This window comes from Halomonas qinghailakensis (genome assembly GCF_025820815.1).
GTDB classification, from domain to species: Bacteria; Pseudomonadota; Gammaproteobacteria; order Pseudomonadales; family Halomonadaceae; genus Vreelandella; species Vreelandella qaidamensis.
The window spans coordinates 644,983-669,654 of sequence record NZ_CP096973.1; the positions used below are offsets into that span (position 1 = coordinate 644,983).

Here is a 24,672-nt window from a genome sequence, read left to right on the forward strand (position 1 = left end):
TTAATCGATGCTTCTGCATCAGTTAGCGATTGCCAAGGAGGGCGATGTGTCTGAGTTTCACTATCAACCTTTAATTCATCATTAATAGAGCCGTTGTCAGAGGCAGTCCATGTTTGATCCAAAATACGCCCAGCTAATATTTTCTTTCTTAATGGCACTGTTTATGTCGTGCATTATGTCGCTGGTGATTACGCTCTACAATGTCGGCTTTATTGATGGCATTGTCTTTATTTGGCTGAAGGCGTGGCTATTTGCTTTTGTAGTTGCCCTCCCAGTCATTAACCTAGTCTCTCCTGTTGTGCGACGATTGGTTAAAGTACTTATTAAGCCTCCACACTAACCGTTTATATCAAACTAACAGACTAAGAACTTAGCCTAAGAACTTAGCCCAAGAACTTAGCTTAAGCAGCACCAATAACACCGGGCCTGTTTTGCAGGCCCGGTGTCAAGGTAGATGCCGCGTTATAACGCTACTTAAAACTGGTAGCGAACATTGCCTGTAATGCTACGGCGGTCTCCATACCCACAATCACCACCTTCGTAGCGACACCAAGAGATAGTTTCTTCATCTGTGGCATTTTTCACATCAACCGAAAAGTCCCACTCGCCCATCGTATAACCCACCATGGCGTCATACAGTGTGCTGGACGGCACAATAGGGGCATCGCCAGAACCAACGTTATCACCCACATAACGCACCCCAGCACCAATACGCCAGTTGCTTCCGACATAAAGGCGGTTCCACCAGGAAGCTTGCTCTTCAGCAACAAAAGGTAGTCGGGCACCGGTACTATCGTTGGTCGCGTTTAAGTTGGTGTACGCCAGCTGTGTCTCGAACTGCTGCCAGCGTTTATTAACTTGCAGTTCCCAACCGTCTACCACCGCACCCACTTGCTCAACACCCCCTGGAGTTGCACCATCGCTAACTCGATTATTTTGGGTAATATCAAAGTAAGCTGCGCTAATAGCCAGCGACTGATCTGGCGAAACAGACTTAAAGCCAATCTCTTCTTGATCGCCAGTGGTGGGTTTCAATGGGCTAGGGTTCGCCGTTCCATCGCTACCCAAATTCATCGAAAATGCTTCTGCATAGCTCACATAAGGCGAAAAGCCATTATCGAAACGGTACATCAAACCTAGCCGCCCGGTTGTTTCGCCTTCATCGCTAACTGTATCGGGTCCTGACAGCGCTAGGGTGCGGTTTTCAGCCCAATCCCTGCGTAATCCTGCAGATACAACGACCGGGCCAATTTCGATGTGGTCGGCCAGGTACACCCCGACCTGCTCAATTTCATTATCGGGACGATCGGTTGGATTGAGCGTATCTAGCTGCAGGTTGCCATATTGGGGGTTATACACATTAAAACGGCCGCCCTCGCCATACCCGTAATAGTAGTTATCCTGAGACCAGCGGGCATCCTGACGGTCAATACCGGCGATCAGCGTATGCTGTGTGCCTCCTAGCTCAAACTCTCCTTGCATGCGCGCATCCATATTCAAAATGCGCGTTTCAGCATCTGCTGTGAAGATCGTGCGATTCACATCACCATTAGCATCAGGAACACTAGGGATATCCACCCAGTGCTCGCGGGTCTCGGTGCGGGAATCGGTATAGCGAGCGGTAGCTGAAAAAGCCCAGTTCTCATTTAACTGGTGATCAACAAACAGCGTTGTCTCCGTTTTTTCACTATCGTAACGATCCCAGCCCGGCTCACCAACAAAGCGCTCAGAGCCAATAAAGCCCTTGGAACCCGGTTCTAACGTGCCTACCTGGGGCAAAAACTGAGCAGATACCTGGCTTTTATCTTCCTGGCGATTGAACAGTAGCGTGATACTGGTATCGTCACTGGGACGCCAAGTAAACGAAGGTGCAATTAAGTAACCGTCATCGGCAACATGATCCACCTGGGTATCACTATCTCGAGTCAAACCAACAACCCGATACAAGAACGTGCCCTCTTCATTTGCAGCACCGGTGAAATCAAACGCCAGCTGTTTGCGATCGAAAGAGCCGTACTGAGCCCAAACTTCCCCGCTGCGCTCTTCTTGGGGCAGCTTAGAAACACCGTTAATAATGCCGCCTAGGTCAGCTTGGCCATACAGCATAGAAGACGGCCCGCGCAGCACTTCAACACTTTCCAGCGCATAAACATTGGTTCGCGTTGTATTGTAAGAACCATACAACTGGCGCAGGCCATCCAAGTAGCGTCCAGCATCTAACCCGCGCACTTTGGCGCTATCGCCACGGGTATCAAAGCCAAAGTTACCGGCGTAAACACCGGGAGTATAGAGCAATGTATCTTGGATATTTTTAGCACCGCTATCTTGTATAAACTCTCGGTCAATAACCGACATAGAAAATGGCTGCTCTGCCAGCGGCACATCGAGTTTGCCGACACTAGGCTCTCGCTCAGCATCGATATAACCGAAGCGACCTGCTGCGTCAGCAGTTACTTCTACGGTTCCAAGGTCCACGCTGTCATGCGGTGTGCTGTCTTGCGCTTGAACGCTTGAAATAGCCGCCGTCGACGCAAGCGCCACAGCAACGCTTAGCCGACGTAATCGAAAAATAGGTGCAGATGTCATCGTGAAAGATCCCAGAGCGAATATTAATATTAATGATAGTAATTTTTATTCGCAAAAATATAGAGACCTGCTCAAACGATGTCAATGTGCTGATGTAAAAATCAGTCGCAGGACAGCAAACGAACGAGGGAGGAGTTTTCCTGCAGGGTTACCTGCAGGAGAAAATTAACATATGCCATTATGTACGGAAGGAAAATACCAATGCTGCGTCTCTTAAGTTGCAAACTCAAACGTCAAAAATGCAGCTAAAGGTGTAACGCGAGAACAGTTGCCTTTTATTCTAACTAGCGATTAATTACTGGACGCGAGCATTATTCAGCGCATAATTCCACACGCGATAAAAGTAAAAAATATACCCAAGTCCAAACGTTAAAATTGAGATAATCATCCACAAAATGATATGTCCAATATTGCTAAAAATATTGATATCGCAGACCATTTTACGTTCTACGCCGGTTGCACTATCTACCACAGAGGTACGATTAATGACAAAGCGGGCAAACGAATAGGGAAAGAAAAAAAGTGCAATTCCAAAGGTAATAATGGTGAGTATCAGCCAAATCAGTAAGTGCCCAATAATATCGAGAATAGAGAGATTCGCTTTAATATTCATAGTGCGCCCTTAAACGTTGAGAAACAAAGTGGCGCAGATTACCACTCGCTTGTGTAAGCGTGAATGGAAAATTGCCGCTATGGCTATAAATTTATTATTTTTAATAGTTTAGCGAAGTCCGCGAACGCCGTTCAGGCTTGAACCTGTACCTTCGTCTTCCCGCTTAACAACACTAAGCGAGCCGTCTGTTTCAAGTACGACTGCTTGCGCTGCTTCTAGGCTTGCAAGGCCACTGCTGCGAACAGCAGAGCGCACTTCATCTTTGGTGACCCGAGCCTTGCGCAACGAGGTCGTTAAAAACTCTCCCTGATACAACAGCATCAATGGTTCGCCCGTCACCAAACGCTTTACCCAACTAACCCGTACGCTAAGCCATGTAATCACAAACTGAAGCGAAATCAGCAAGGCTAGTGCTAGCGCTCCTTCGGCTAAAGCAATGTCTTTTGAAAGCAGCACGGTGGCCAACGTAGACCCCAGCGCGACGGTTACAATTAAGTCAAAGGCATTCATTTTAGACAGCGTACGATTTCCTGAAATACGCAAAAACACGATTAGGACGGCATACGCCAATACGCCGACGATTAACGTGCGCAGCAAACTTTCCCAACCGCTATAAAAGACCATATCCATATGAATCACCTCCTAAATAGCTATTAATGGAGGAATAGCTGACACCTCCTTACATTCAGGATAGCAACCACCACTTAGGAGTGCGATGCCCACCACTCCGCGTACGAGCTATTGTGGGGTGCAAGGCCGCTTTCATCGGGGGCGCCATCTTGCCACCAAACCGGCCCACGCTCCCCCAACAGTTCCTTGGCAGACTGCACCGCCTCACGTGCTTGACGTAGCGCTATTTCGTCGTTTTGTTGCTGAGCGCTGCGCACCGCTCGGCGGGCTTTCATCAGTGCTTTTATGTGGGTACGTTTTTCGTCATCACTCAAGCGTGGATCGGTACAGCGCCATAGCCGGTTTTTAGCCACAAAATAGCGGCTATCCGGCGTATGTGGATACTTATTGGCCATACCGCTCCCCTTCGCTTGTAGCCTTATTAAAAGCGTTTTGTTAGCGTCATTGCCCCGAATTTGTCCTGCTCATCTTGTCCATCAAACTCACGGGTACGCTGAACAGCAGCATAGGTTACTTGCCAATCTTCCCAGGCTATCGCAAGGCCTGCGGAGGCTTCTGCTAGCCACTCCTCACGGTCAACAGAATGACTATCCCTGAACGTATTACCATCAAGTGTTAGGTTCTGCGCCATGTAGTAGCCTTCTACATTCGCAAACAGATACCACTGCCACCCACGATGACCATTCATTAAATGGCGGCTACCCGGGTTAGGGGTAAGTGTAGGAATGCCTTCAGCATCATCACCCCAGCGAACGCTATAACCAGCACTTGCATAGGTGTACATGTTACCTAACGCGGCACCTACACTGGGGCCGTGTGAAAATTGTTTACCGGCCAGCGGTACGTCATTCCACCACTGCCGCCGAAGGGTTAAATTCACCAACGCCTCATCGCCCAGCTGGTTTTTCCAGCCACGAGGGCGGTCACTATCAGTAACGCGGTGTACTTCACGCTGAATACTGTCAGCAAGAGAGGAAGGCCCCACAACACCAACATCAAGATGTAAATCGGTGGCTTGCGTCCATTGCCCCTTCGGTACGTCTTCATAAAGCGACAGACCGCCGTAGACCAGACCTGCATAGGGGCGATCGTCTTCGATCAAAGCGCGCTGTTCAATATCGTTCGGCGTATAAATCTGATGAATCAAACGATAAGACGCTCTATCCGCTTGACCGATAAGACTATCGGGTAGCGCTGTCGAAAGGCGTTGTAACCAACTTTGCTCTTGCGGCGTAAACGTCCAGTTAAGCTCGAAACCACTGGTGAAGTGGCCATCATCGCTACTAGCAAGACCATCATTTTCAAGCTTAACAGACAGGGCACTGTCGCTAGCCATAGCCACCGAAGGCAACACGCTTAACGGCAAAATAAAAGGCATTACCTTCCTGCACAGAGCAGAGGTAGTATTCATAGCTCAATCCTTGAGTATTGGTGGTATGCGAGGGTGATCAACTATTAACAATCATGAATGATTGTAAGTAATAGCATGAATAGATAGCAAGCGTACTTTCTTGCTATCTATTCGCTAACTCACTGGCTATCACGACTTCCTGTCTTGGATAGTGTCAACATAATGTGGGTAGCACTACGTGCTTAACCATCTAACGGTCTCGGAGCAGCCACTGCGGTGTCACTTCATGCTGGCCGTTTTCATCGGTAATAAACAGTGAGCCATCACTGATCATAACCGCCCAGTTAATAGACCGCGGCAGCCCCTCTGCGATAGTCGCAAGCGCCTCTTGGGGTAGTCCCGCCACGTGCACATTCTTGAGTGCCGCTACTGCTGGCAACACTTTATTTTCCCACAGATCCACTCGCCCATAAGCCAACAGCGAAACACGCTCCGCACGGCGTGAACACCAGGTAAGACGCTCAGCATCTGGTAGGCCGACTTCTATCCAATGTAGCACGCGGCCATCTAGGCTTTTCTCCCAAAGGGCTGGCTCGTCCACATCGGAAAGGCCACGACCAAAAGCGAGTGCTTCGCTGTACCATAGTAGGTAGGCGATTAGACGTGCGCACATCCGGTCTTCAGTTTCAGAAGGGTGACGGGCCACCGTAAAACGCAGCGTCTCGTAAACATTGCGATCAAGGTCCGTCAGGTTGACATCAACTTTGTAAGGGGTAGCACTCAACGCCATTAGAAATATCCATCATAAATTTGCGCCAGTGTAGCGGAATTATCGAAACACCGGGCAACAGGCGCGCTACAACGCGCGGTAATCGTTTAATAACGTGGCGTTTTTCAGCGTCTCATGCTCATGCATTGGCTCACGCCAAGTTTCTGCCAGCGCTGCCTGGTACCACTCCTCCATCGCAGGATGAGTGAGTAGCCGTTGCACATAAGCCAGTGATGCCTCGCTCAGCTGCAGGTTAAATGTCTGTATACGAAACGCGACAGGCGCGTAAAACGCATCCACTGCGGTAAACTGCTCACCTGCCAAAAAGGAGCCACCGAAGCGCTGAAGGCCTTCCTGCCATAGTGTATCTAGCCGTGCCACATCATTGTTTAACCCTGCTGAACGATTGTTGAGCACAACACGCACGCCGCAATTCATTGAACACTCATTGCGCAGTGCACCAAACCCACTGTGCATTTCGGCACTGGCACACCGTGCCCAGGCACGCGCCGTTTTTTCGTGGGGCCACACTTCAGGATAGGTGTCAGCCAGGTACTCAACAATAGCCAACGAGTCCCAGACTGCCACCTCGGCATCAGAATCTACCAAGCATGGCACTAAGCCGGTAGGAGAAAAACGTGTAAAGGTGGCATGGCTTTCTCCCATGCCACCCTCAAACGGCATAACGTGTTCATTGAAGGGAATGCTCAGCACTTTCATCAGCACCCAAGGGCGCAGCGACCAAGATGAGTAATTCTTGTTGGCGATGTACAAATCAAACATAAACGCTCCTTGTGAATGCCGACAGCAGTCAAGCTAAGTATTGATCATGTAGTATGGATTATATAACTATCGAGCATAAAAGAGGGGTGACGTAGCCGCCACCCCTTAAATGAGCAAAACGTAGTTTAACGCAGGTTAGAAATTAGGTTTACGCTTCTCAACGAACGCGCTCATGCCCTCTTTCTGCTCTTCGCCAGCAAAGCAGAACGCAAACAGGCTAGTTTCCAGCGCTAGGGCGCTATCAAGATCTTGGTCTAACCCATCGTGAACGGCTTGCTTTGCACCACGCACCGACTGAGGGCCGTTACCTTTGAGCTGTTTAGTCAGCTCTTCTACATAGCTTTCAAGCTCAGACTGGGGCATCACACGGTTAACTAGCCCGATGCGCAGCGCTTCTTGGGCATCGATTTTGCGGCCGGTAGTGACCAAGTCAATCGCCATGGCGGGGCCAACACGGCGCGGCAAACGCTGGGTGCCGCCAAAGCCAGGAATCACACCTAGCAACACTTCAGGCTGACCAAAAACAGCGTTGTCGCTAGCTACCGCCCAGTCGCAGGCCAGCGCCAATTCGCAGCCGCCGCCAAGGCAAAACCCGTTCACTAGCGCGACCACCGGCACGGGCAATGTTTCTAGGCGTTTAATAGTACGCAGCGCTTGAATGGCAAAAGCGCGCGCTTCTTCCGGGGTTTTATCACGCATTTCGGTGATATCAGCACCGGCAACAAACGACTTTTCACCGGCACCGGTAATAATAACGGCGCGTAAATGAGGGTGCGTTTCAAGCTCCACAAGGTGTGATTCTAACGCACTGAGCACCTCGCTATTCAGTGCATTCAATGCTTTAGGGCGGTTAATCGTCAACCGCACCATGCCATCGTTATCAACTTTTTCAATCACTGCATCGCTCATACAGGCTCCTTAATTGTTATTACGCATTAAAAGTGAACACCTACCAACCCTAGCGAACGCTTGGTTGGTAGGCAATCACTTCTTTTGTCGCGCTTGACTGTCCTGATCCGCTTACCCGTACTTACCCATGCTCACTCGTAGATATGAAAGCCTCGACCGCTCTTACGTCCCAGGTAGCCCGCATCCACCATACGCTTTAATAGTGGGCAGGGGCGATATTTAGGATCGCCAAATCCGTCCTGCAGCACTTCCATAATGGCCAAACAAACATCGAGACCAATTAAATCCGCCAGCGCCAACGGCCCCATTGGGTGCGCAGCGCCCAGCTTCATCGCTTCATCGATGGCCTCTGGCGTTGCGGTTCCTTCTTGCACAATAAAGGCGGCTTCATTGATCATCGGCACCAACAAACGATTCACCGCAAAGCCCGGCGCATCACCAATGGGCACCGCCGTTTTACCCAGTGCTTTGGCCAGCGCCTCTATACGCTCAACGGTGGCATCAGAGGTTTGCTCAGCACGAATTACTTCCACTAACTTGAGCACCGGCACTGGGTTGAAAAAGTGCATGCCCACAACCCGCTCGGGGCGTTCGCACACCGCCGCCAGCCGCGTTAGCGAGAGTGATGAGGTGTTCGAAGCAAGAATCGCGTCGCTGCTTAAATGACTAAGGTCACGAAACAGTTTCTCTTTCAGCGCGGGCTGCTCTGGTGCAGCCTCAATAATAATGCCGCAGTCACTCAACGCTTCGAGATCAGTAGTCGTGGAAAGCCGCGCTAAAGCCTCCTGCTTAGCTGACTCGCTGATTTTTTCTTTCGCGACTAGCTTGCCAAGGCCTTTATCGATGTTGCCCTGGGCACGGGTAAGCTGCTCATCGGCAACGTCATAAAGGCGAACCGTAAAACCACTGGCGGCGACCACCTGGGCGATCCCCTGCCCCATGGTGCCTGCTCCCACTACACCGACTGGTTGTTCACTCATCGTTTGTTTCCCCTGAATCAGTGCTGTTTGGCTTCTTCGCGCAGCACAAATTTTTGAATTTTGCCCGTGGACGTTTTTGGCAGCTCACTAAAAATGATTGTCTTGGGTACTTTGAAACTCGCTAAATGCTCTCGGCAGTGAGCAATAATGTCGGCTTCAGTAATTTCACCATAACCGATTTTTAATTTAACAAACGCACAAGGCGTCTCGCCCCATTTTTCATCGGGCTTGGCAACAACGGCGGCTTCTTCTACTGCTGGATGGCTATAAATGGCATCTTCCACTTCGATGGTGGAGATATTTTCACCGCCGGAAATAATGATGTCTTTAGAGCGGTCTTTAATCTCGATGTAGCCATCGGCGTGCCAAACCGCGAGATCACCAGTGTGATACCAGCCACCTTCTAGTGCTTTCTCAGTGGCTTCGGCATTTTTCAGATAGCCTTTCATCACGTTGTTGCCACGCATCAAAATTTCACCGATGGTCTCGCCATCCTTCGCGACAGGCTCAAGGGTTAGTGGGTCAGCGACACACAGCGCTTCGAGCATGTGGTAGCGCACCCCTTGGCGCGCCTTGATTTTGGCACGGGATTCCAGCGGCAGCTCATTCCACGCTTCACGCCAGGCGCAAACCGTCACCGGGCCATAAACCTCGGTTAACCCATACACATGGGTCACCTCAATGCCGAGTTTCTCAACCCCAGCAATCACGGACGCAGGCGGTGCGGCACCCGCGGTGGTCACTTTAACCGGATGATCAAATTCACGCTTCTGGTCAGCCGGTAGGTTCACAAGGCCGTTCAGTACAATCGGCGCACCGCTGAAGTGCGTGACCTTCTCATCGACAATAAGGTCATTAATCCGCTTTGGATCAACTTTGCGCAGACACACGCTAACACCGGCGTTGGCGGCAATCGTCCAGGGGAAACACCAGCCGTTGCAGTGAAACATCGGCAGCGTCCAAAGGTAGACCGGATGGTGCGGCATCGCCCACTCTAGGATATTACTGACCGCGTTTAAGTAAGCGCCACGGTGATGGTAAACGACTCCTTTTGGCTTGCCCGTGGTGCCCGAGGTGTAGTTCAGTGAAATCGCTTGCCACTCATTGTCAGGCAGCTTGTAGGCATAGTCAGCATCACCCTCTGCGAGCAATGCTTCGTACTCAACGTCACCGATGCCTTGGGTTTCGCCTAAAAACTCTAGATCGAAAACGTCAATAATCAGCGGTTTATCGTCTAATAGGGCAACAGCTTCGTTAATAACCTGTGCAAATTCCGGGTCAACCAGAATAGCTTTCGCCTCACCATGGGCCAGCATATAGCTAATTGCTTCGGCATCCAGGCGAATATTTAAGGTATTGAGCACGCAGCCTGCCAGAGGCACCCCAAAATGAGCTTCAAACATCGCCGGAATGTTCGGCAGCATTGCCGCCACCGTTTGGCCTGGCTGAATACCACGCTTTTCAAGCGCCGACGCCAACTGGCGGCAGCGGGTCCACGTTTCTCCCCAAGTGCGGCGGGTTGTGCCATGCACCACCGCCGGGTAATCGGGGTACACCGCCGCCGAACGCTCAATAAAGGTCAGCGGAGAGAGCGGTACATGGTTAGCAATTGTGGGGGGCATGCCTTGCTCAAAAATAGAAGCATTCATAAATCACCTTTATGTTATTGGTTAATACGCACATTAAAACGACCGTTTAAAGACAGCTAAACGTAAGCCGCCGACCCAGAGGGCCGGCGGAAATTAACGAATGAAGCCATCCTGCTTCCCACCATCGTTTATGGCGTTAATTCAAAATCATTTAAGCACTGCATACCCGCTTCAATAACCGCACGTTGTGCCCGGCCAGCAGGCAACCACTGAGTAATAACAAAATTGGCACTACACAGCTTGGCACGATAAAACGGCTCGTCACTACCTTTTTGCAGCGCACTGGTCGCGTGCAGTGCGGCATTGCCCATTTGCCAAGCGCATAGCACGTGGCCTGCGAGACTGAGCAACGGCGTTGCATAGGCCTGCACTGCGTCTGGGCCCGTTTCCGGGTCACTGCCTTGCTCAAGCACAAGCTGCATGGCGGCCCGCAGATCGTCAGCACCAACCGCTAACGCGCTGCCCATCCCCGCTAAGCTAGGCTCTGAACGCATTGTTTCAGCGGTTTTTTGCACTTCGTCAATTAATGCAGATAACGCGGCACCACCGTCACGCTGTAACTTACGGCCTGCCAGATCGAGGGCCTGAATGCCATTCGTGCCTTCATAGATAGGCGCAATTCGTGCGTCTCGAAGTAGCTGGGCGGCCCCCGTTTCTTCCACATAGCCCATCCCGCCATGTACCTGAATACCCATCGAGGCGATATCCACGGCTTGGTCGGTCGAAAAGCTTTTAACAATAGGGATCAGCACATCGGCACACGCCTGGGCAGTTTGCCGCTCGGTGTCACTTTCACTGTGTCGGGCAAGGTCAAGCTGGCCAGCACAGTAAAGCGCCAGGGCACGAAGGGCATCGGTACGGGCCCGCATCGAAAGCAGCATCCGGCGTACATCTAAGTGGTCGCTGATCGTGCATTCGTTACCACCGCGAGATTTAGGCGAACGCCCCTGGGTGCGATCCAAGGCGTAGGCAAACGCATGCTGACAGGCACGCTCTGCTACACCAATACCTTGAATACCTACTTTGTGACGCGCTTCGTTCATCATGGTGAACATGTGGTTAAGGCCACGCCCTTCTTCACCCACTAGATACCCGATAGCACCGCCATTTTCGCCAAAGCTCAAGGTACAGGTAGGCGAACCATGAATGCCCAGCTTGTGTTCGATAGAGGCACAGGTGACGTCGTTGCGCTCGCCCAACGAGCCGTCTGCATTAACCAGGAACTTCGGCACTAGGAACAGTGAAATGCCCTTGTTGCCTTCGGGCGCATCGGGTTTACGCGCCAGCACAAGGTGAATGATATTTTCGGCAGCGTCGTGTTCGCCCCAGGTGATATAGATTTTTTGGCCGCTAATGCGGTAGTAGTCGCCTTCGGGGACGGCTTTGGTGCGTACTTTAGAAAGGTCGGAGCCTGCCTGAGGCTCCGTTAGATTCATAGTACCTGTCCAGGTACCTTCGACTAACTTGGGGAGATAGGTCGTTTTTAGCGCTTCGCTGCCATGATGCGCCAGCGCTTCAATCGCACCTGCTGTCAACATAGGGCAAAGACCCAGGGCCATATTGGCACCGTGAAGCATTTCTTGAACGGCGCTGGCGACCACCTCAGGTAGGTTTTGTCCGCCTAACGCTTCAGAAACACCAATGCCGTTCCAGCCGCCTTCCACATACGCCTGATAGGCAGCAGCAAAACCCTCAGAGGTGGTCACACTACCATCGGTATGTCGCTTAGCACCTTGACGGTCACCGACACTATTTAGCGGCCCCCACACGTCACCTGCGAGTTTTGCTGCCTCTTCCAGCACCGCCTCAACCAAGTCGGGCGTGGCTTCTTCAAAGCCTGGCAGTGCAAGCGAGCGGTGCGCGAGTAACTCTTCGAGTACAAAGCGCAGATCGCGTACCGGCGCGGCATAATAATTCATGGCAAAACCTCAGCGGAAATCGGTGATAAATAGCAACTAGTAAAAACACTATCACGAATAGTAGTTTCACTACTTTCATCACACCATTAGCCCAAGGTCTCACCTGCTGAATTAATATCAGCCTGCTAGCTGCGTTTTTGCCTCACTTTTTACCCACTCGCAGTGCTCGTTATCGACGCACCTCAGTTTCCACATCATCGTAATAAATAATATGGGTTTGATCTTCAGAAGGCGGTCCAACCATAGGTTCAACGGCATCCACATCAGGTACGACATCAGAAAGGTCTTCCAGGTGCTCGTGCTCAAGTGCGCCTTGCATTAGTTCCTCAGTCACCACTAGCTCTGCACCTGCTGCTGTCATTGGTGTTGTCGGTGTAAAGGGAGCCACAGGAACCGGTGCAGGCCGCACACTGCGCCGCCAGCTGAAAAACAAAACAAAAAACAGGCTCAGTGAGCCAAACGCCCAGAACAGCCCAGCATCGCCCATGGCGGTCATTACCGGGGATATCATGAGCGGGCTGATGGTAGCCCCTATAGAGTTGATCAATAGCAAGCCCTGGCTCATGCGTACCAGCGCGCCTGCCGGGGCACGATCAGCCGCATGGCTCACTGCCACTGGATAAAGCGCAAACACACCGCCGCCCAGTAAAAACAGTAGCGCCGCCAGTAAAGGGGTCGATAGCGGCAGCCATATCATGGCCACAGAAATAACCACACAGAAAGCGCTGATGGCGATCAATACGATTTGGCGGTCGTGGCGATCAGACCAGCGACCAATGGGGTACTGAAGCAGCATGGCGCCAAGAATCACGACGGCCATCATTTGGCCCACCTGATTAACGCTCATACCAATGCGCTGCAAATACAATGGCAGCAAGGTGTAAGCGGCAGCCACCACCATACCAGACCCCAAACTCCCCATTACCCCTGTTGGCGTCATCGTAATCAAGCGGTGCGGGGGTAGCGGTTCAGCGTGTTCCATAATCGGCGACACCCGAGGAATCATGGCCATGGGCAACACCGATAACGACGCCAATAAGCCAATCACCATAAAGGGAGCCGTCACCCCCATGGCACTGGTCACACCCAATAGCAGCTGCCCCAGCACACCTGCGGCATATAGCGAGATCATATACATCGCTAGCAAACGGCCACGTACTTTTTGATCGCCTGAAGTCAGCAACCAACTTTCAATGACTAAGTAAACGCCCACGGTTGCCCAGCCGCCAATCAAGCGCAGCACAAACCAGGCCCAAGGGTCGAAAAACAGCCCCTGCAGCAGCACCGTGACAGCGACCAACGAGGCAAAGCTACCATAAGCACGAATGTGGCCTATGCGCAGTAGCAAGCGGTCGTTGAATAGCGCCCCCAAAGCTAAGCCAATGAAGTAAGCCGAGGAGACAATACCAATCATCGTTGCCGACTCGCCCGCTGCATCTAGCCGCACGGTAATCAGCGTGGCGAGGAAGCCATTGCCAATCCCGAGAATAAACAGCCCTAATAAGGGCGCTAGCGCCATAGCTAGCAGTTGCCGCGACATGTATACCTCACCTTGCCTGAATAAAGAGCAGTTAGCCGTTAGCTCGCCTATCTCAAGCACGCCATTACATTAGGCAGGCAGAAAACGGGCGCGCAATTATTGCTTTGAATGCCACAAAGTCAATGCTTTTTCATAGCGATGGGATGTAAATTAGTGTTTTTTAAATATTGCTGTGTCATTACCAGGAAATTCCACTGATAACCCGTGCTGCTCAGCCCACCAACAAAACGTCGCTTCACTGAAAAAACACACATGGGTTGGGTCATTAATATAGTGCCAGCGGGCAAACGCCTCTGGGGTACTGACACGCTTTGTCATTATCCCAAGATAGCCACCAGGGACTAATTTTTCGACCAATTGGCTAAGCTCCTCCCCTGGCCTCGCGAGGTGCTCTACCACTTCGGTGGCAGTAATAAAGTCATATTGCCGATTGAGCACCTCAGCATCAGCGGCGTAAAAAATATCGTAAACTGCCATTACAAACCCCGCCTCTTCAAACATCACTGACAGCGTCGGTCCTGGGCCACAGCCAAAGTCCAGCCCTTGGGCACTTTGCGGTAGCTTAGCCACTAGCGGGTCAAATAAACGCCCCAGAAATCGCCGATATCCCGTATCATGCGGCGAATTCTGATGTTGGTCGTACTCTGCTTTTTCTTGACGTGCATCTAAATGCTGCTCGGCAGGCACAAACACCAAAGCGCACGTGGCACACTGGTAGTAATCGCGGCGACGGTCTTGGTGATAAAACGCAGGTTTAGGCATATTGCATAGCGGGCAGCGTCGCATCATCGTATTCTCATGTTTTACGTTTGTTTTTAAGGAAAGTGGCATGCTCTCAGGTTTGGACCATCTTGTTGTTACGGTGACTGATATGGGTCGCGCCGTGGATTTTTACTCCCGTGTGCTGGGACTAGACGTGCGCTACCGAGACGCACAGCGGGTAGATCTTATGCTAGGCGATACAGCCCTGCGTCTGCATCAAACCGATACCGATATTGCGCCTGTTTCTGCTACCCCTACCCCTGGCAGCCTGGACTTGTGCCTACGCTGCCAATTGCCGCTGGATGAGTTCAAACAGCACTTGGATGCTCTGGCTATTGACGTAGAGCTTGGCCCGGTTGCACGCCAAGGCGCTAACGGCGCGATTGAGTCGATTTACTTACGCGACCCTGACGGTAATTTACTGGAAATTTGCCGACCTGCTGCTCGCTAATGATAAGCCGCGCCAGCCGCGCTATCATAGTGAGCTTTAACGGCGCCCTTTAGGGCGTCTCATAGCGAATAGCAAAAAGGATCGGTTATGCGCGACGATGCCAACAAAGCACCTTTGGAAGGTGAAGTAATTAACGAAAGTAAGTCCACAGAACAGCCAGATACCACCATGGCAATGGTGATTTACGCGCTTTACTTGGCAAGCTTTTTGGTAGGGTTTACTTCGTTGATCGGCATCGTCATCGCCTATGTCTATCGAGGCAAAGGCCCTGAATGGCTTGATGAACACTACCGCTACCAGATTCGCACGTTTTGGATTGGGCTGCTCTACGGCAGCATTGCCTCTCTGTTAACGTTTATCCTGATTGGCATTCCTATGCTGTTGGCGTTGGCCGTATGGTTTATTGTTCGCTGTGTGAAAGGCTTTAAGGGCTTGCAGGAGAAGCGTGCGCCAACCAACGTTGATAGCTGGTTCCTGTAATTTATGACAGAACAGCTACCTTCTAAAAAATCACTTTTCCAAGCACGTGCCATCACGACCCTTTGGAAGCTACTAGCGCGTTGGCCGCTAGCCGCGCTATGGCGTATTGCCGTGCTGTTAGGCCCGCTGGTCTATCGCTTTAGCAAACGAGAGCGCCAGGTGACGGAAATCAATCTGGAAGTGGTCAACCCAGAAGCCACTGCCAGCCAGCGCAAAGCGCTTGCCGTACAAAGCCTGCGCCACTCGGCAGCGACTATGCTGGAACTTGGCCATGCGTGGATGGCTGCTCCCGAAAAAGTAGAGGCCAGCATTTTATCGGTTCATGGCCGAGATAAACTCGACAACGCCCGTGCCGATGGCCGCGGCGTCATTGTACTTGCTCCACACTTTGGTAACTGGGAAGTGCTTAATTTTTGGCTCTCAAGCCACTTCCCTTTCACCGCCATGTACGAGCCACCCAAAATTGCTGACCTTGAGCCTATTATTCGCCATGGCCGCGAGCGCATGGGAGCAAGCTTGGTACCCACCAACGCTAGAGGCGTTGCTGCCCTTCTCAAAGCACTCAAGCGCAGTGAAGCCATTGGTATATTACCGGACCAAGAACCGAACTGGGGCAGCGGTGTATTCGCTCCTTTTTATGGGCGCGATGCTTATACGGCAACGCTGCTACCGAAACTGGTCGCCCGTACTCAGGCAAGGGTAGTCACCGGCGTTGCCTTACGGGTGCCTGGCAAGGGGTTTGAAATTCATTTCCTTGACGCCGATGAGCGGGTTTACAGCGCCGATGATGTAGTCTCAGCCACCGGTGTTAATGCCAGCGTCGAAGCGTCAATTGCGCTTGATCCTGCGCAGTACCAGTGGGAGTACAAGCGCTATCGTAAAGTCATAGAGCAGCAACAAGGGCTGGCAAACGCCAAAAAATTTCGGATTTACTAACGGGTAACGAGGTAGATATGTCCCAGCGTTATAGTCCCAAAGAGGAAACGCGCCCACCACAAATCATTTACGCGCTCTACTTAGCGGGCTTAGTAACCGCCAATATTACGCTGTTGATTGGCGTTATAGTCGCTTACGTATATCGCAAGGAAGCGGCACCGTGGCTGCAAGCTCACTACCGCTATTTAATTCGTACGTTTTGGATAGGCTGCCTCTACTTTATCGTCACCTTCACCCTTAGCTTAATGCTAGTAGGCACCTTGCTATGGCCGTTATTAGTCGTGTGGCTTGGTGTGCGCTGTATTATTGGCTGGGTTGCAGTACGAAAAGGAGAGCCACCTGCCCGCTCTGGCAGCTGGCTCTGGTAATAAGTATCCACTCTCCCTATTCATCACTGTGCCGAGCATATACATCATCTAATCGCTCGATATCATCTTCTCCTAAATAGCTGCCCGACTGGACTTCGATCAACTCCAACGGAATTTTCCCTGGGTTCTCCAACCGGTGCAGCGCACCAATAGGGATATAGGTGGACTGGTTCTCACTGACAAGAAAGGTCCGCTCGTCGACAGTGACTTGGGCGGTACCACTCACGACGACCCAGTGTTCAGCACGGTGGTGATGACGCTGCAGTGAAAGCCGCCCTCCAGGTTTCACCGTGATGTGCTTCACTTGATAACGCTCGCCACTATCCATAGCCTGGAAGCTTCCCCAAGGGCGATGAACTAACGGCGCAGCGTGGGGTTCACGTCGACCCGCTTGAGTGAGTGATGCCACCAGCTGTTTGACCTGCTGAGCCTGATCGCGGTGTGCAACGAGCACGCTGTCGGATGTTTCCACTACGATCAGATCTGCAACACCGAGCGTTGCCACCAGTCGGTGCTTAGCAATAACAAGCGAGCGTTGCGTGTTGGTCAGGACCCCGTCACCGTTAACCACATTGCCAGCTTTGTCGGGAGTTTGCGCTGCCCACAGCGCATCAAAACTGCCAATATCACTCCATTGGGCATCCAACGGGACAACGGCCGCTCGGTCACAATGCTCCATTACAGCGTAGTCGATTGACTCCGCCGGTGATGAGCAAAATGCGTCTTCACCTAAACGTAAAAAATCCAAGTCACGATGAGCATCGTTAACAGCCTGTTGGCAGGCTGCCAGCATGGCTGGCTGCAGCCGTTCAAGTTGAGACAGGTAAGTGGATGCTTGCAGTAAAAACATACCGCTATTCCACAGGGTATTACCTGCCTCTAAAAGATGTTGAGCACGCTCTGCGCTAGGTTTCTCGATAAATGACGAGACCTGGTGACCACCGCCCACAGGGCTGCCACATGCAATATAGCCATAGCCTGTTTCTGGATAGGTAGGGACTACGCCAAACGTAACGAGATACCCTTGGGCAGCAAGCGGTTCTGCGCAAGCGACACTGTGAGTGAACGCTGCTACATTGCCGATAACGTGGTCTGCTGGAAGCACAAGTAGCAGTGGATCCTCGCCCGTTTGACGCGCTAATAGGGCAGCGCAGGCAATTGCCGGTGCCGTGTTACGCCCTTCTGGCTCTAATACCAACGTTCCCGACAGCCCGCTCTCCCGCAACTGTTCCGCCATTAAGAACCGATGAGCATGATGTCCCATCAACATCGGCGGCTGGGCATCTAACCCGGACAACCGCGTAAGCGTTTGCTGCAGTAGGCTTTGAGAAGACGTTAAGCGTAAGAACTGCTTTGGCATCTGCTCACGAGAGAGTGGCCAAAGCCGCGTACCACTACCACCACTAAGGATGACAGGCTGGATCATGGTGTCGTCCCTGTCGTTGACAAAGAAGAGGTTAATGCTGGCGTGCCAAAGTCTTGCTGTAACCAATGGCGCAGCTGGCTCATTTTCGCGGCCTCCTCAGGGCTTTCCAGTGATGGCAGCATGCCATCAATAAAACCACGTGCTTTAAAAGGCTCTAGGAGTCGTGGGTCACCGCTAATCACATGCACAGGTACCGCCGCACTGGCATTGTCGCCGGTAATCAGCGGTGCCGCCTGATGGTCTCCAAGTACAATCAATAGAGTGTTGTCGTCAACCACTCGCTCAGCCCAGCGCCCTGTGACCTTCACAGCGTAGTCTATTGACCACGCGTAATGGTCACGGATGCGCTCAATATCCTGCCAAAGTACTTCTGGCGGATCGCCGGCCTCCTCCCAAGGGGCGAAAACACGCCCATCGCCTATCATCGACCAGTCTTCTAAAACAGGCAAAATTGGCGTCCATGGCGCATGGCTAGAAATAAGCGCAAGTTGCGCGAACACCGGCGTCTCACCTAACAAATGTCGTTGGGTGTAATCCAGAGTGAACTGATCGGGCATCGTGACCCAGTTCAGCGGTGGGCCTGCATAGGGTAAATCTTTCGCTGCTGCAATCTCATCAAACCCGTAGGCCAGCCCTTCCGGCCAAGCCAATGTAATGGCTGGCATGACACTGAGCGTCCGCTGCCCAGTGCTACTAAAATCACTAATAAGCGTTGAATGATCGCTCTCCAGCATCAGCCGATACCATAGCTGATTATCAATCCAGCGACCGCTTAATGCCGTGGCATGGGCAAGCCAAGACTGACCTCCTCGAATAGGCGCTTCTAGCAACCCCGAAACAGCGTGTAGATCGCGCTGTCCCAAACGTTGCTGTATGTCATCTAGCGTAGGAAGTACCACATTGCTGTAGCGAGAATCATTAATGGCCGATACACCATAAGATTCAATAAACGTTAATAAGACGTTGCGCCCTAACAGACCAGGTAAGGGTCTAGGCTCCAACGGTGCATCCTGCAACTGTTCGGTAAACGCTACTCTTGCCCGATGGGTCGCCACCACCTGCTGCCACTGGAAACGCGTGGTGTTCACAGCAGGTAACGCTGATTTAGCGACTAATCGCTTGCCGTTAGCCTCGAAAATCGCAAAACCCGCTGCTGTAATCATTAACAGGATGGCTGATACACCTGTAGCCCGCCATAGAGCTAAATGTTTAACAGGTAAGAGTAAGCGCTGCATCACCCATAAACTACCTAGCAGGGCCGCACTGCCAAACAACATCAGGAAAGTTGCTGCCACTTGGCCTACATTACCTACTAGCAAATGGTAGATAGAGCGCACCAAGGGCACGTCCAGATAGAGGTTAAGTGATCGCCCAAACGCGGTGTGTGTGGCTGCATCGCCTAAATTGGCCGCTGTTATCAAAGCGAGCCAACCTACCAACAAAATAGCCATCCAACGGCGTAAATTGCCCGGGCGAATTAGCAGCATCATTGGCGCTATTAACCAAGCTTCCCAAGCAATTAGAGGAGAGCCAATCTCACCGAAACGCCACCAAAGCGGCACTACCAATAGAAAGTTGAGCGTTACACACGTAAGTAGAAGACGAATCATCAGCGCTTCAACAGCATAGCAATCACCTAGATTTTATACGCTTAATGGAGTTTAAAGCTTGCACACAACCATATAAATCATATACCAATAGGATTAATGGTATAACTTTTGTTGAAATATTTCATATACTGATTTTATGGTTACCACGTTGGCATGCAATCGAAAGGAACTCGCCCATGAGTGTTCGTACTGCAGCAAAATGGATGTTGTCATTCAACTGCTTGATCGCCTTTTCTGCAGTTGCCAACAATGACGTTATTTTTGACCACGTTATCGAGCGCGCTCAAACCTTAGCAGATACGCCTTATCAAGCTCCAGATGAGACGCTTCCCAGCGCTTTGAAGTCGTTAGATTACGACCTGTATCGACAAATCCGCTTTAATCCCGAGCGCGCCTACTGGCGCGATGAAAGCCCTTTCAGTATGCAGCTATTTCATAGCGGATTTATATTTCAAACACCCGTCACAATTAATGTGGTCGAAAATGGTGACGTTGTACCACTCTCTTTCTCGGCCGATGACTTTCAGTACGATGGTGATGCCAACCGCCTGTTAGAGAATGACTTAACGGGCAGCGGACATGCAGGCTTTAGGCTGCACTATCCTATCAATAATGAGGATTACGCCGATGAATTTGCTGTTTTCCTTGGCGCAAGTTACTTCCGTCTAGTAGGGCGTGATCAAGCCTATGGCCTTTCTACCCGCGGACTTGCTATTGACACTGCGCTAGCCAGTGGTGAGGAATTTCCTGAATTTCGCGAATTTTGGCTCTATAAGCCTGATGAAAGTTCTGACAGCATTACGCTTCTCGCACTTATGGATAGCCCATCGCTAAGCGGTGCCTACCGCATTATGTTAACGCCAGGTGAGAACACTGAGGCTGAGGTAGAAGCAACGCTCTTTGCACGCTCTGACATAGAAAAGCTTGGAGTAGCGCCGCTCACCAGCATGTTCACCTTTGGGGAAGCCAGCACCGAACGACCAGATGACTTTCGCCCCCAGGTACATGATTCTGATGGCTTACTAATACACACAGGGGCCGACGAGTGGATTTGGCGGCCGTTGCAAAATCCATCATCGGTTCGCGTATCAGCGTTTATGGACGATGGCCCCTCCGGGTTTGGTCTAATGCAACGGGAGCGAGACTTTGGTCGCTACCTGGATCTTGAAGCACACTATCACCGTCGCCCCAGCCAGTGGGTAGAACCCCTTACTGACTGGGGACCAGGGCATGTAGAGCTAGTCGAGATTCCCACGCCAGATGAAACTCACGACAATATAGTGGCTTACTGGGTGGCTGAGGAAGCGCTCACTGCTGGCGAGTCTCGCCACCTTCACTATCGAACGTTTACGCTCAATAAACAGCCCGAAACTAACTCACTGGGCAAGGTTGTACGTACCCGCCATGGAAGCGCAGCGGTTCCAGGCGAGACCGACTCGCCCTCTGCTGATCAGCGCCAATTCATTGTCGACTTCCAGGGCGGCAAACTGGATGACCTGACATCAAGCGAGCCAATCGAGCTGGACATTAACGTGCAAAATGGCGAGGTATTGCTACCTCAAGTCAAAACGCTACCCAACAACGGACAACGGGCCACTTTCCGATTGCCCCCTAGCAGCGAGCCCAGAGATATCCGGCTACGGCTGATGGTTGAAGGAGAACCCATTACTGAAACCTGGAATTACGTGTGGTACCCCGATGCCTGATCTCCACGCATTGCGGCCTTCAATCCCCTGGCTTAACAGTCGCCGAGCCTTCCTTGCTTTTGCGGTGTTAGCTACAAGCATCGGTGGCTGCCTCGTAATGGCAAAGGTAGTTGCTAATCTGGCCATTGGTTGGCAGCTCACTATGCTAATACTGTTTGCATTTACGTTTAGTTGGATAGCATTGGCATTTTGGGGGGCACTATGTGGGTTTGTGCTTTGTGCGCTACGCCGCGATCCACTCAGCTTACGTCGCCAAGCTATTGTGAACCCTAATGCCAGCCTGCTAGTCAGCCGCACCGCACTCGTAATGCCTATTTATGCAGAGCCTCCCATCCCTACCATTGCAGGAATAGAAGCAACGTGTCGTTCACTTCTCCAGCAAGCAGAAGCGTATGGTGCAGGGACTCCCAGTGCTATCAACAAATACTTTGAAGTGTTTGTGCTAAGCGATACCCAAGAGCCGGCCATGGCAGATATCGAAGCGGCCCATGTGGCTGCTTTGCAACAGCGCCTTGCCGGACAAATAGCCGTTCATTATCGGCGACGCCCTAATAATGACGGCCGAAAAGCAGGCAATATTGCAGAGTTTTGTCGCCGCTGGGGCCGCCGCTATGACTACTTGGTGGTGCTAGATGCCGACAGCCTAATGAGTGGCGCTACGCTGCTGCACTTAGTACACCGGATGCAGCGCCAACCCAGCGTAGGCCTTATTCAAACGGTCCCTATTCCCGTTGGCCAACGTACTCTATTTGGCCGTTTTACCCAGCTAGCCTCAGCACTTTACAGCCCGATGCTGGCAGCGGGCCAAAGCTTCTGGCAAGGTGATGCGGCAAATTACTGGGGCCACAATGCGATCATTCGCACACGCGCCTTTATGGCCCATGCGGGGCTACCTATCCTCTCAGGTAAGCCACCGTTGGGCGGGGAGCTATTAAGCCACGACTTCGTCGAAGCGGCACTTCTTAAACGGGGCGGCTGGCAGGTGTTACTGGATACCTCTGCGACCACCGCCGTATCCCGACATAACCCTTACGCCAGCGCGTCACACAACAGCTTTGAAGCCATGCCGAGCAACATGCTCGACTTTGCCAAGCGTGACCGCCGCTGGCTACAGGGCAATCTGCAGCACTTACGCTTACTCACCGGCGCAGGGTTTCACCCGATTAGTCGACTCCACTTTTTATTCGGCGCGTTTGCCTACCTTTCTTCGCTTGTTTGGCTTGGGCTTCTACTCTGCACCAGCCTCATGGTGGGTTATCAAGCCATTGAGTCCACGTCAAACCCGCCGTTGCCTGAAGCCCTCTCGCTGGGGCTGTTAAGCGTAACGCTGGGTATGCTGCTCGCCCCCAAACTGCTGGGTCTATTATTAACGTTCTGGCAATGCCCCCATGCGTATGGCGGGCGACTCAAGCTTGTCACCAGCACGTTATTAGAAATTCTGTTTGCTGCTCTAATTGCACCGCTGATGATGGCGTGGCATAGCTTATTTATTGTCAACGTATTGATTGGCCGGGCCATTGACTGGCAAACCCAACACCGGGGAGAGCGTTCGCTAAGCTGGCGAGAAACATGGCACCACACTGGGTGGATGACGCTGTGTGGTATAGCTTGGGCAGGCACGATGATGCTTTTTTCACCCTCTGCGTTTGGTTGGCTAACTCCCGCATGGCTGGGGCTTATTGGAGCCGCTCCACTGGTGAAATATTCCAGCAGTGCCACTTGGGGAAGCCTCGTTAGCCAAAAATTCGGCTTACTGCAAACACCCAGTTCAGCACAACAACCACCACTTTTGGAGGAGTTTGCCGCGTTAGAAAGCCGCAGCCATCAAACCAGTGCTACTTTATCTCGCCCGTCGCTAACACTTTCTCTAGCGCTTCCCCAGGAACAGCCAGGCGATATGCCCTGCCAGTCATTTCGCTATCACATTCAAACAGCAACCAAACATGCCCCACCCGTTAAGGAGCCTTACTAATGCCTTCTGCTTTTTTCCATCGGCTCCGCAGTACCAGCGGTATGGCGCGTTCACTGTTTATTTACTGGCGGCCAGGAAGGCAAAGGAGCCTAAAGCAGTTATATCGTCCGTTTATTCAACCAGGCGATATCGCTTTTGATATTGGCGCTCACTTAGGCGACCGTAGTGCCGCCTTCCACGCGCTAGGTGCTAAAGTAGTGGCATTAGAGCCACAGCCAGCACTGGCCAAATGGTTTAAACGGATACTCAATCGACCGAACATTACGCTCTTACCACTGGCCGCTGGACCGCAACCCGGCTATGCGGATATCGCTATCAGTGTTAGCAACCCGACCCTCTCTACCCTAGCGACCGAATGGCGACACCAGGTGGGCGAACGAAACCCCGGCTTTCAACACGTACAATGGGAACAGCAGCTAAGAGTGGAAGTCACTACTCTGGATCAGCTCATTGCCACTTACGGCGAGCCTAGCTTTATAAAAATTGATGTTGAAGGGTTTGAAGCAGAGGTACTGATGGGACTTAGCCACGCGGTAGCAGCGCTTTCGGTAGAGTTTGTTGCGGGCGTGTTAGAGGTCAGCCATGCCTGCGTTGAACAGCTGTCCCGCCTTGGCGACTACCGTTTCAATGCAATTGCCGGTGAGCAGCGCCACTTCCGCTGGGCAACCTGGCAATCCCCTGAAACCATTACCCAGTGGCTCAACGATGGCGTCGACGGCTTGGCCTCTGGGGATCTCTACGCCTGCCGTGCCGACCACCCGCTGTTAAGCGCGTCCACATAATTCTTCAAAAAACGATTTCCAAACACGGGCTTTAAAACATGGGCTTTAAAATACTAATACCAGTCAGTTAAGGCTGACTGGCATTATCCCCTAGCCCCATATAACAAAGCGGCCACCTTACAAAGCGAGCACTGCATGTCATTCCCGAGTCAACGCACCGTCATTCCCGAGTGGGGTTATCGGGAATCCACCTTGACCTTGGCCTGCAGCAGCCCGAAACCCCAGATCAACATGGATTCCCGCTAAGGGCCTGCGGGAATGACGAGGCTGGCTCGGAGGGCTGGGATGGAGTCACCGTCAGGCACTTATTAAACAAAAAAACCAGCCCATCAGCTAATGCCAGTCAGGCTTAACTGACTGGCATTGGGCTTTAAAATATAGCTTTTAAAACATAGTCCTTGAAACATAGTCCTTAAAACATAGTCCTTGAAACATAGTATTTAAAACACG

23 protein-coding genes are annotated in these 24,672 nt (G+C 51.8%); 8 read left to right on the forward strand and 15 right to left on the reverse strand.

The window, feature by feature from the left end; translation table 11 throughout:
* Positions 1–109 precede the first annotated feature (109 nt).
* The gene (locus tag M0220_RS03005; RefSeq protein ID WP_030070077.1) at positions 110–340 is read left to right on the forward strand and encodes a DUF2798 domain-containing protein; all 231 of its coding nucleotides are present in this window, start codon (positions 110–112) and stop codon (positions 338–340) included.
* Between the two features lie 134 nt (positions 341–474).
* Here the strand turns inward: M0220_RS03005 and M0220_RS03010 are convergent, their stop codons facing one another.
* The 13 genes from M0220_RS03010 to M0220_RS03070 all read right to left on the reverse strand — a co-directional run bounded on the left by M0220_RS03010 (position 475) and on the right by M0220_RS03070 (position 14,518).
* Positions 475–2,586 (reverse strand): TonB-dependent siderophore receptor, encoded by a 2,112-nt coding sequence (locus M0220_RS03010; protein WP_264018630.1) that lies wholly within the window; start codon positions 2,584–2,586, stop codon positions 475–477.
* Positions 2,587–2,881: 295 nt separating this feature from the next.
* Entirely contained in the window at positions 2,882–3,199 is a 318-nt protein-coding gene (locus M0220_RS03015; RefSeq protein ID WP_030070073.1) for a DUF6693 family protein, read from the reverse strand.
* Between the two features lie 108 nt (positions 3,200–3,307).
* Positions 3,308–3,829, reverse strand: a complete 522-nt coding sequence (locus tag M0220_RS03020; RefSeq protein ID WP_030070071.1) for a DUF421 domain-containing protein — start codon at positions 3,827–3,829, stop codon at positions 3,308–3,310.
* 74 nt (positions 3,830–3,903) lie between these two features.
* A complete protein-coding gene (locus M0220_RS03025) occupies positions 3,904–4,224 on the reverse strand; it encodes a hypothetical protein (RefSeq protein WP_030070069.1) in 321 nt (106 codons plus the stop codon).
* A 26-nt stretch (positions 4,225–4,250) separates the two neighbouring features.
* Positions 4,251–5,240: a lipid A deacylase LpxR family protein gene (locus tag M0220_RS03030; RefSeq protein ID WP_264018631.1), complete on the reverse strand. Its 990-nt coding sequence runs from the start codon at positions 5,238–5,240 to the stop codon at positions 4,251–4,253.
* Between the two features lie 190 nt (positions 5,241–5,430).
* Positions 5,431–5,970: a YaeQ family protein gene (locus tag M0220_RS03035; RefSeq protein ID WP_030070065.1), complete on the reverse strand. Its 540-nt coding sequence runs from the start codon at positions 5,968–5,970 to the stop codon at positions 5,431–5,433.
* 66 nt (positions 5,971–6,036) lie between these two features.
* A complete protein-coding gene (locus M0220_RS03040; protein WP_264018632.1) occupies positions 6,037–6,732 on the reverse strand; it encodes a glutathione S-transferase family protein in 696 nt (231 codons plus the stop codon).
* A gap of 135 nt (positions 6,733–6,867) precedes the next feature.
* Positions 6,868–7,641 carry an enoyl-CoA hydratase-related protein gene (locus M0220_RS03045; RefSeq protein ID WP_264018633.1) on the reverse strand — a complete coding sequence of 258 codons (774 nt, stop codon included), beginning with the start codon at positions 7,639–7,641 and terminating at the stop codon, positions 6,868–6,870.
* Positions 7,642–7,772: 131 nt separating this feature from the next.
* Entirely contained in the window at positions 7,773–8,621 is an 849-nt protein-coding gene (locus M0220_RS03050) for a 3-hydroxybutyryl-CoA dehydrogenase (RefSeq protein WP_030070061.1), read from the reverse strand.
* Between the two features lie 17 nt (positions 8,622–8,638).
* On the reverse strand, positions 8,639–10,270 hold the full coding sequence (locus M0220_RS03055) for an acyl-CoA synthetase (RefSeq protein WP_264018634.1): 1,632 nt from the start codon (positions 10,268–10,270) through the stop codon (positions 8,639–8,641).
* A gap of 128 nt (positions 10,271–10,398) precedes the next feature.
* A complete protein-coding gene (locus M0220_RS03060; protein WP_030070059.1) occupies positions 10,399–12,189 on the reverse strand; it encodes an acyl-CoA dehydrogenase in 1,791 nt (596 codons plus the stop codon).
* Positions 12,190–12,358: 169 nt separating this feature from the next.
* A complete protein-coding gene (locus M0220_RS03065) occupies positions 12,359–13,729 on the reverse strand; it encodes an MFS transporter (RefSeq protein WP_264018635.1) in 1,371 nt (456 codons plus the stop codon).
* 150 nt (positions 13,730–13,879) lie between these two features.
* Positions 13,880–14,518: a class I SAM-dependent methyltransferase gene (locus tag M0220_RS03070; protein ID WP_264018636.1), complete on the reverse strand. Its 639-nt coding sequence runs from the start codon at positions 14,516–14,518 to the stop codon at positions 13,880–13,882.
* Between the two features lie 40 nt (positions 14,519–14,558).
* On the opposite strand from M0220_RS03070, the gene M0220_RS03075 reads away from it, so the two are divergent.
* From M0220_RS03075 to M0220_RS03090, 4 genes are all read left to right on the forward strand, one after another.
* Entirely contained in the window at positions 14,559–14,942 is a 384-nt protein-coding gene (locus M0220_RS03075) for a VOC family protein (RefSeq protein ID WP_264018637.1), read from the forward strand.
* An 87-nt stretch (positions 14,943–15,029) separates the two neighbouring features.
* Entirely contained in the window at positions 15,030–15,422 is a 393-nt protein-coding gene (locus tag M0220_RS03080) for a DUF4870 family protein (protein WP_030070052.1), read from the forward strand.
* A gap of 3 nt (positions 15,423–15,425) precedes the next feature.
* Complete coding sequence (locus M0220_RS03085) at positions 15,426–16,358, forward strand: lysophospholipid acyltransferase family protein (RefSeq protein ID WP_264018638.1); 933 nt, start codon at positions 15,426–15,428, stop codon at positions 16,356–16,358.
* Between the two features lie 17 nt (positions 16,359–16,375).
* Positions 16,376–16,726 carry a DUF4870 family protein gene (locus tag M0220_RS03090; RefSeq protein WP_264018639.1) on the forward strand — a complete coding sequence of 117 codons (351 nt, stop codon included), beginning with the start codon at positions 16,376–16,378 and terminating at the stop codon, positions 16,724–16,726.
* A gap of 16 nt (positions 16,727–16,742) precedes the next feature.
* Here the strand turns inward: M0220_RS03090 and M0220_RS03095 are convergent, their stop codons facing one another.
* Positions 16,743–18,152 carry a mannose-1-phosphate guanylyltransferase/mannose-6-phosphate isomerase gene (locus tag M0220_RS03095; RefSeq protein ID WP_264018640.1) on the reverse strand — a complete coding sequence of 470 codons (1,410 nt, stop codon included), beginning with the start codon at positions 18,150–18,152 and terminating at the stop codon, positions 16,743–16,745.
* The gene (locus tag M0220_RS03100) at positions 18,149–19,762 is read right to left on the reverse strand and encodes an alkaline phosphatase family protein (protein WP_264018641.1); all 1,614 of its coding nucleotides are present in this window, start codon (positions 19,760–19,762) and stop codon (positions 18,149–18,151) included. Before M0220_RS03100 ends, M0220_RS03095 begins: the two co-directional genes overlap by 4 nt.
* Positions 19,763–19,938: 176 nt before the next feature.
* Between M0220_RS03100 and M0220_RS03105 the strand changes: the two genes are divergently transcribed.
* Genes M0220_RS03105 through M0220_RS03115 form a run of 3 tightly spaced genes read left to right on the forward strand, consistent with a single transcriptional unit; the run spans position 19,939 to position 24,222 of the window.
* Complete coding sequence (locus M0220_RS03105) at positions 19,939–21,468, forward strand: glucan biosynthesis protein (protein ID WP_264018642.1); 1,530 nt, start codon at positions 19,939–19,941, stop codon at positions 21,466–21,468.
* A complete protein-coding gene (mdoH, locus tag M0220_RS03110; RefSeq protein ID WP_030070039.1) occupies positions 21,461–23,440 on the forward strand; it encodes a glucans biosynthesis glucosyltransferase MdoH in 1,980 nt (659 codons plus the stop codon). Before M0220_RS03105 ends, mdoH begins: the two co-directional genes overlap by 8 nt.
* Complete coding sequence (locus tag M0220_RS03115; RefSeq protein WP_264018643.1) at positions 23,440–24,222, forward strand: FkbM family methyltransferase; 783 nt, start codon at positions 23,440–23,442, stop codon at positions 24,220–24,222. Before mdoH ends, M0220_RS03115 begins: the two co-directional genes overlap by 1 nt.
* Positions 24,223–24,672 lie beyond the last annotated feature (450 nt).

Bases quoted from the DNA above. Each gene is read 5' to 3' on its own strand.
- M0220_RS03005 (WP_030070077.1), top strand. From the start codon at position 110: ATGTTTGATCCAAAATACGCCCAGCTAATATTTTCTTTCTTAATGGCA.
- M0220_RS03010 (WP_264018630.1), bottom strand. From the start codon at position 2,586: ATGACATCTGCACCTATTTTTCGATTACGTCGGCTAAGCGTTGCTGTG.
- M0220_RS03015 (WP_030070073.1), bottom strand. From the start codon at position 3,199: ATGAATATTAAAGCGAATCTCTCTATTCTCGATATTATTGGGCACTTA.
- M0220_RS03020 (WP_030070071.1), bottom strand. From the start codon at position 3,829: ATGGATATGGTCTTTTATAGCGGTTGGGAAAGTTTGCTGCGCACGTTA.
- M0220_RS03025 (WP_030070069.1), bottom strand. From the start codon at position 4,224: ATGGCCAATAAGTATCCACATACGCCGGATAGCCGCTATTTTGTGGCT.
- M0220_RS03030 (WP_264018631.1), bottom strand. From the start codon at position 5,240: ATGAATACTACCTCTGCTCTGTGCAGGAAGGTAATGCCTTTTATTTTG.
- M0220_RS03035 (WP_030070065.1), bottom strand. From the start codon at position 5,970: ATGGCGTTGAGTGCTACCCCTTACAAAGTTGATGTCAACCTGACGGAC.
- M0220_RS03040 (WP_264018632.1), bottom strand. From the start codon at position 6,732: ATGTTTGATTTGTACATCGCCAACAAGAATTACTCATCTTGGTCGCTG.
- M0220_RS03045 (WP_264018633.1), bottom strand. From the start codon at position 7,641: ATGAGCGATGCAGTGATTGAAAAAGTTGATAACGATGGCATGGTGCGG.
- M0220_RS03050 (WP_030070061.1), bottom strand. From the start codon at position 8,621: ATGAGTGAACAACCAGTCGGTGTAGTGGGAGCAGGCACCATGGGGCAG.
- M0220_RS03055 (WP_264018634.1), bottom strand. From the start codon at position 10,270: ATGAATGCTTCTATTTTTGAGCAAGGCATGCCCCCCACAATTGCTAAC.
- M0220_RS03060 (WP_030070059.1), bottom strand. From the start codon at position 12,189: ATGAATTATTATGCCGCGCCGGTACGCGATCTGCGCTTTGTACTCGAA.
- M0220_RS03065 (WP_264018635.1), bottom strand. From the start codon at position 13,729: ATGTCGCGGCAACTGCTAGCTATGGCGCTAGCGCCCTTATTAGGGCTG.
- M0220_RS03070 (WP_264018636.1), bottom strand. From the start codon at position 14,518: ATGATGCGACGCTGCCCGCTATGCAATATGCCTAAACCTGCGTTTTAT.
- M0220_RS03075 (WP_264018637.1), top strand. From the start codon at position 14,559: ATGCTCTCAGGTTTGGACCATCTTGTTGTTACGGTGACTGATATGGGT.
- M0220_RS03080 (WP_030070052.1), top strand. From the start codon at position 15,030: ATGCGCGACGATGCCAACAAAGCACCTTTGGAAGGTGAAGTAATTAAC.
- M0220_RS03085 (WP_264018638.1), top strand. From the start codon at position 15,426: ATGACAGAACAGCTACCTTCTAAAAAATCACTTTTCCAAGCACGTGCC.
- M0220_RS03090 (WP_264018639.1), top strand. From the start codon at position 16,376: ATGTCCCAGCGTTATAGTCCCAAAGAGGAAACGCGCCCACCACAAATC.
- M0220_RS03095 (WP_264018640.1), bottom strand. From the start codon at position 18,152: ATGATCCAGCCTGTCATCCTTAGTGGTGGTAGTGGTACGCGGCTTTGG.
- M0220_RS03100 (WP_264018641.1), bottom strand. From the start codon at position 19,762: ATGATTCGTCTTCTACTTACGTGTGTAACGCTCAACTTTCTATTGGTA.
- M0220_RS03105 (WP_264018642.1), top strand. From the start codon at position 19,939: ATGAGTGTTCGTACTGCAGCAAAATGGATGTTGTCATTCAACTGCTTG.
- mdoH (WP_030070039.1), top strand. From the start codon at position 21,461: ATGCCTGATCTCCACGCATTGCGGCCTTCAATCCCCTGGCTTAACAGT.
- M0220_RS03115 (WP_264018643.1), top strand. From the start codon at position 23,440: ATGCCTTCTGCTTTTTTCCATCGGCTCCGCAGTACCAGCGGTATGGCG.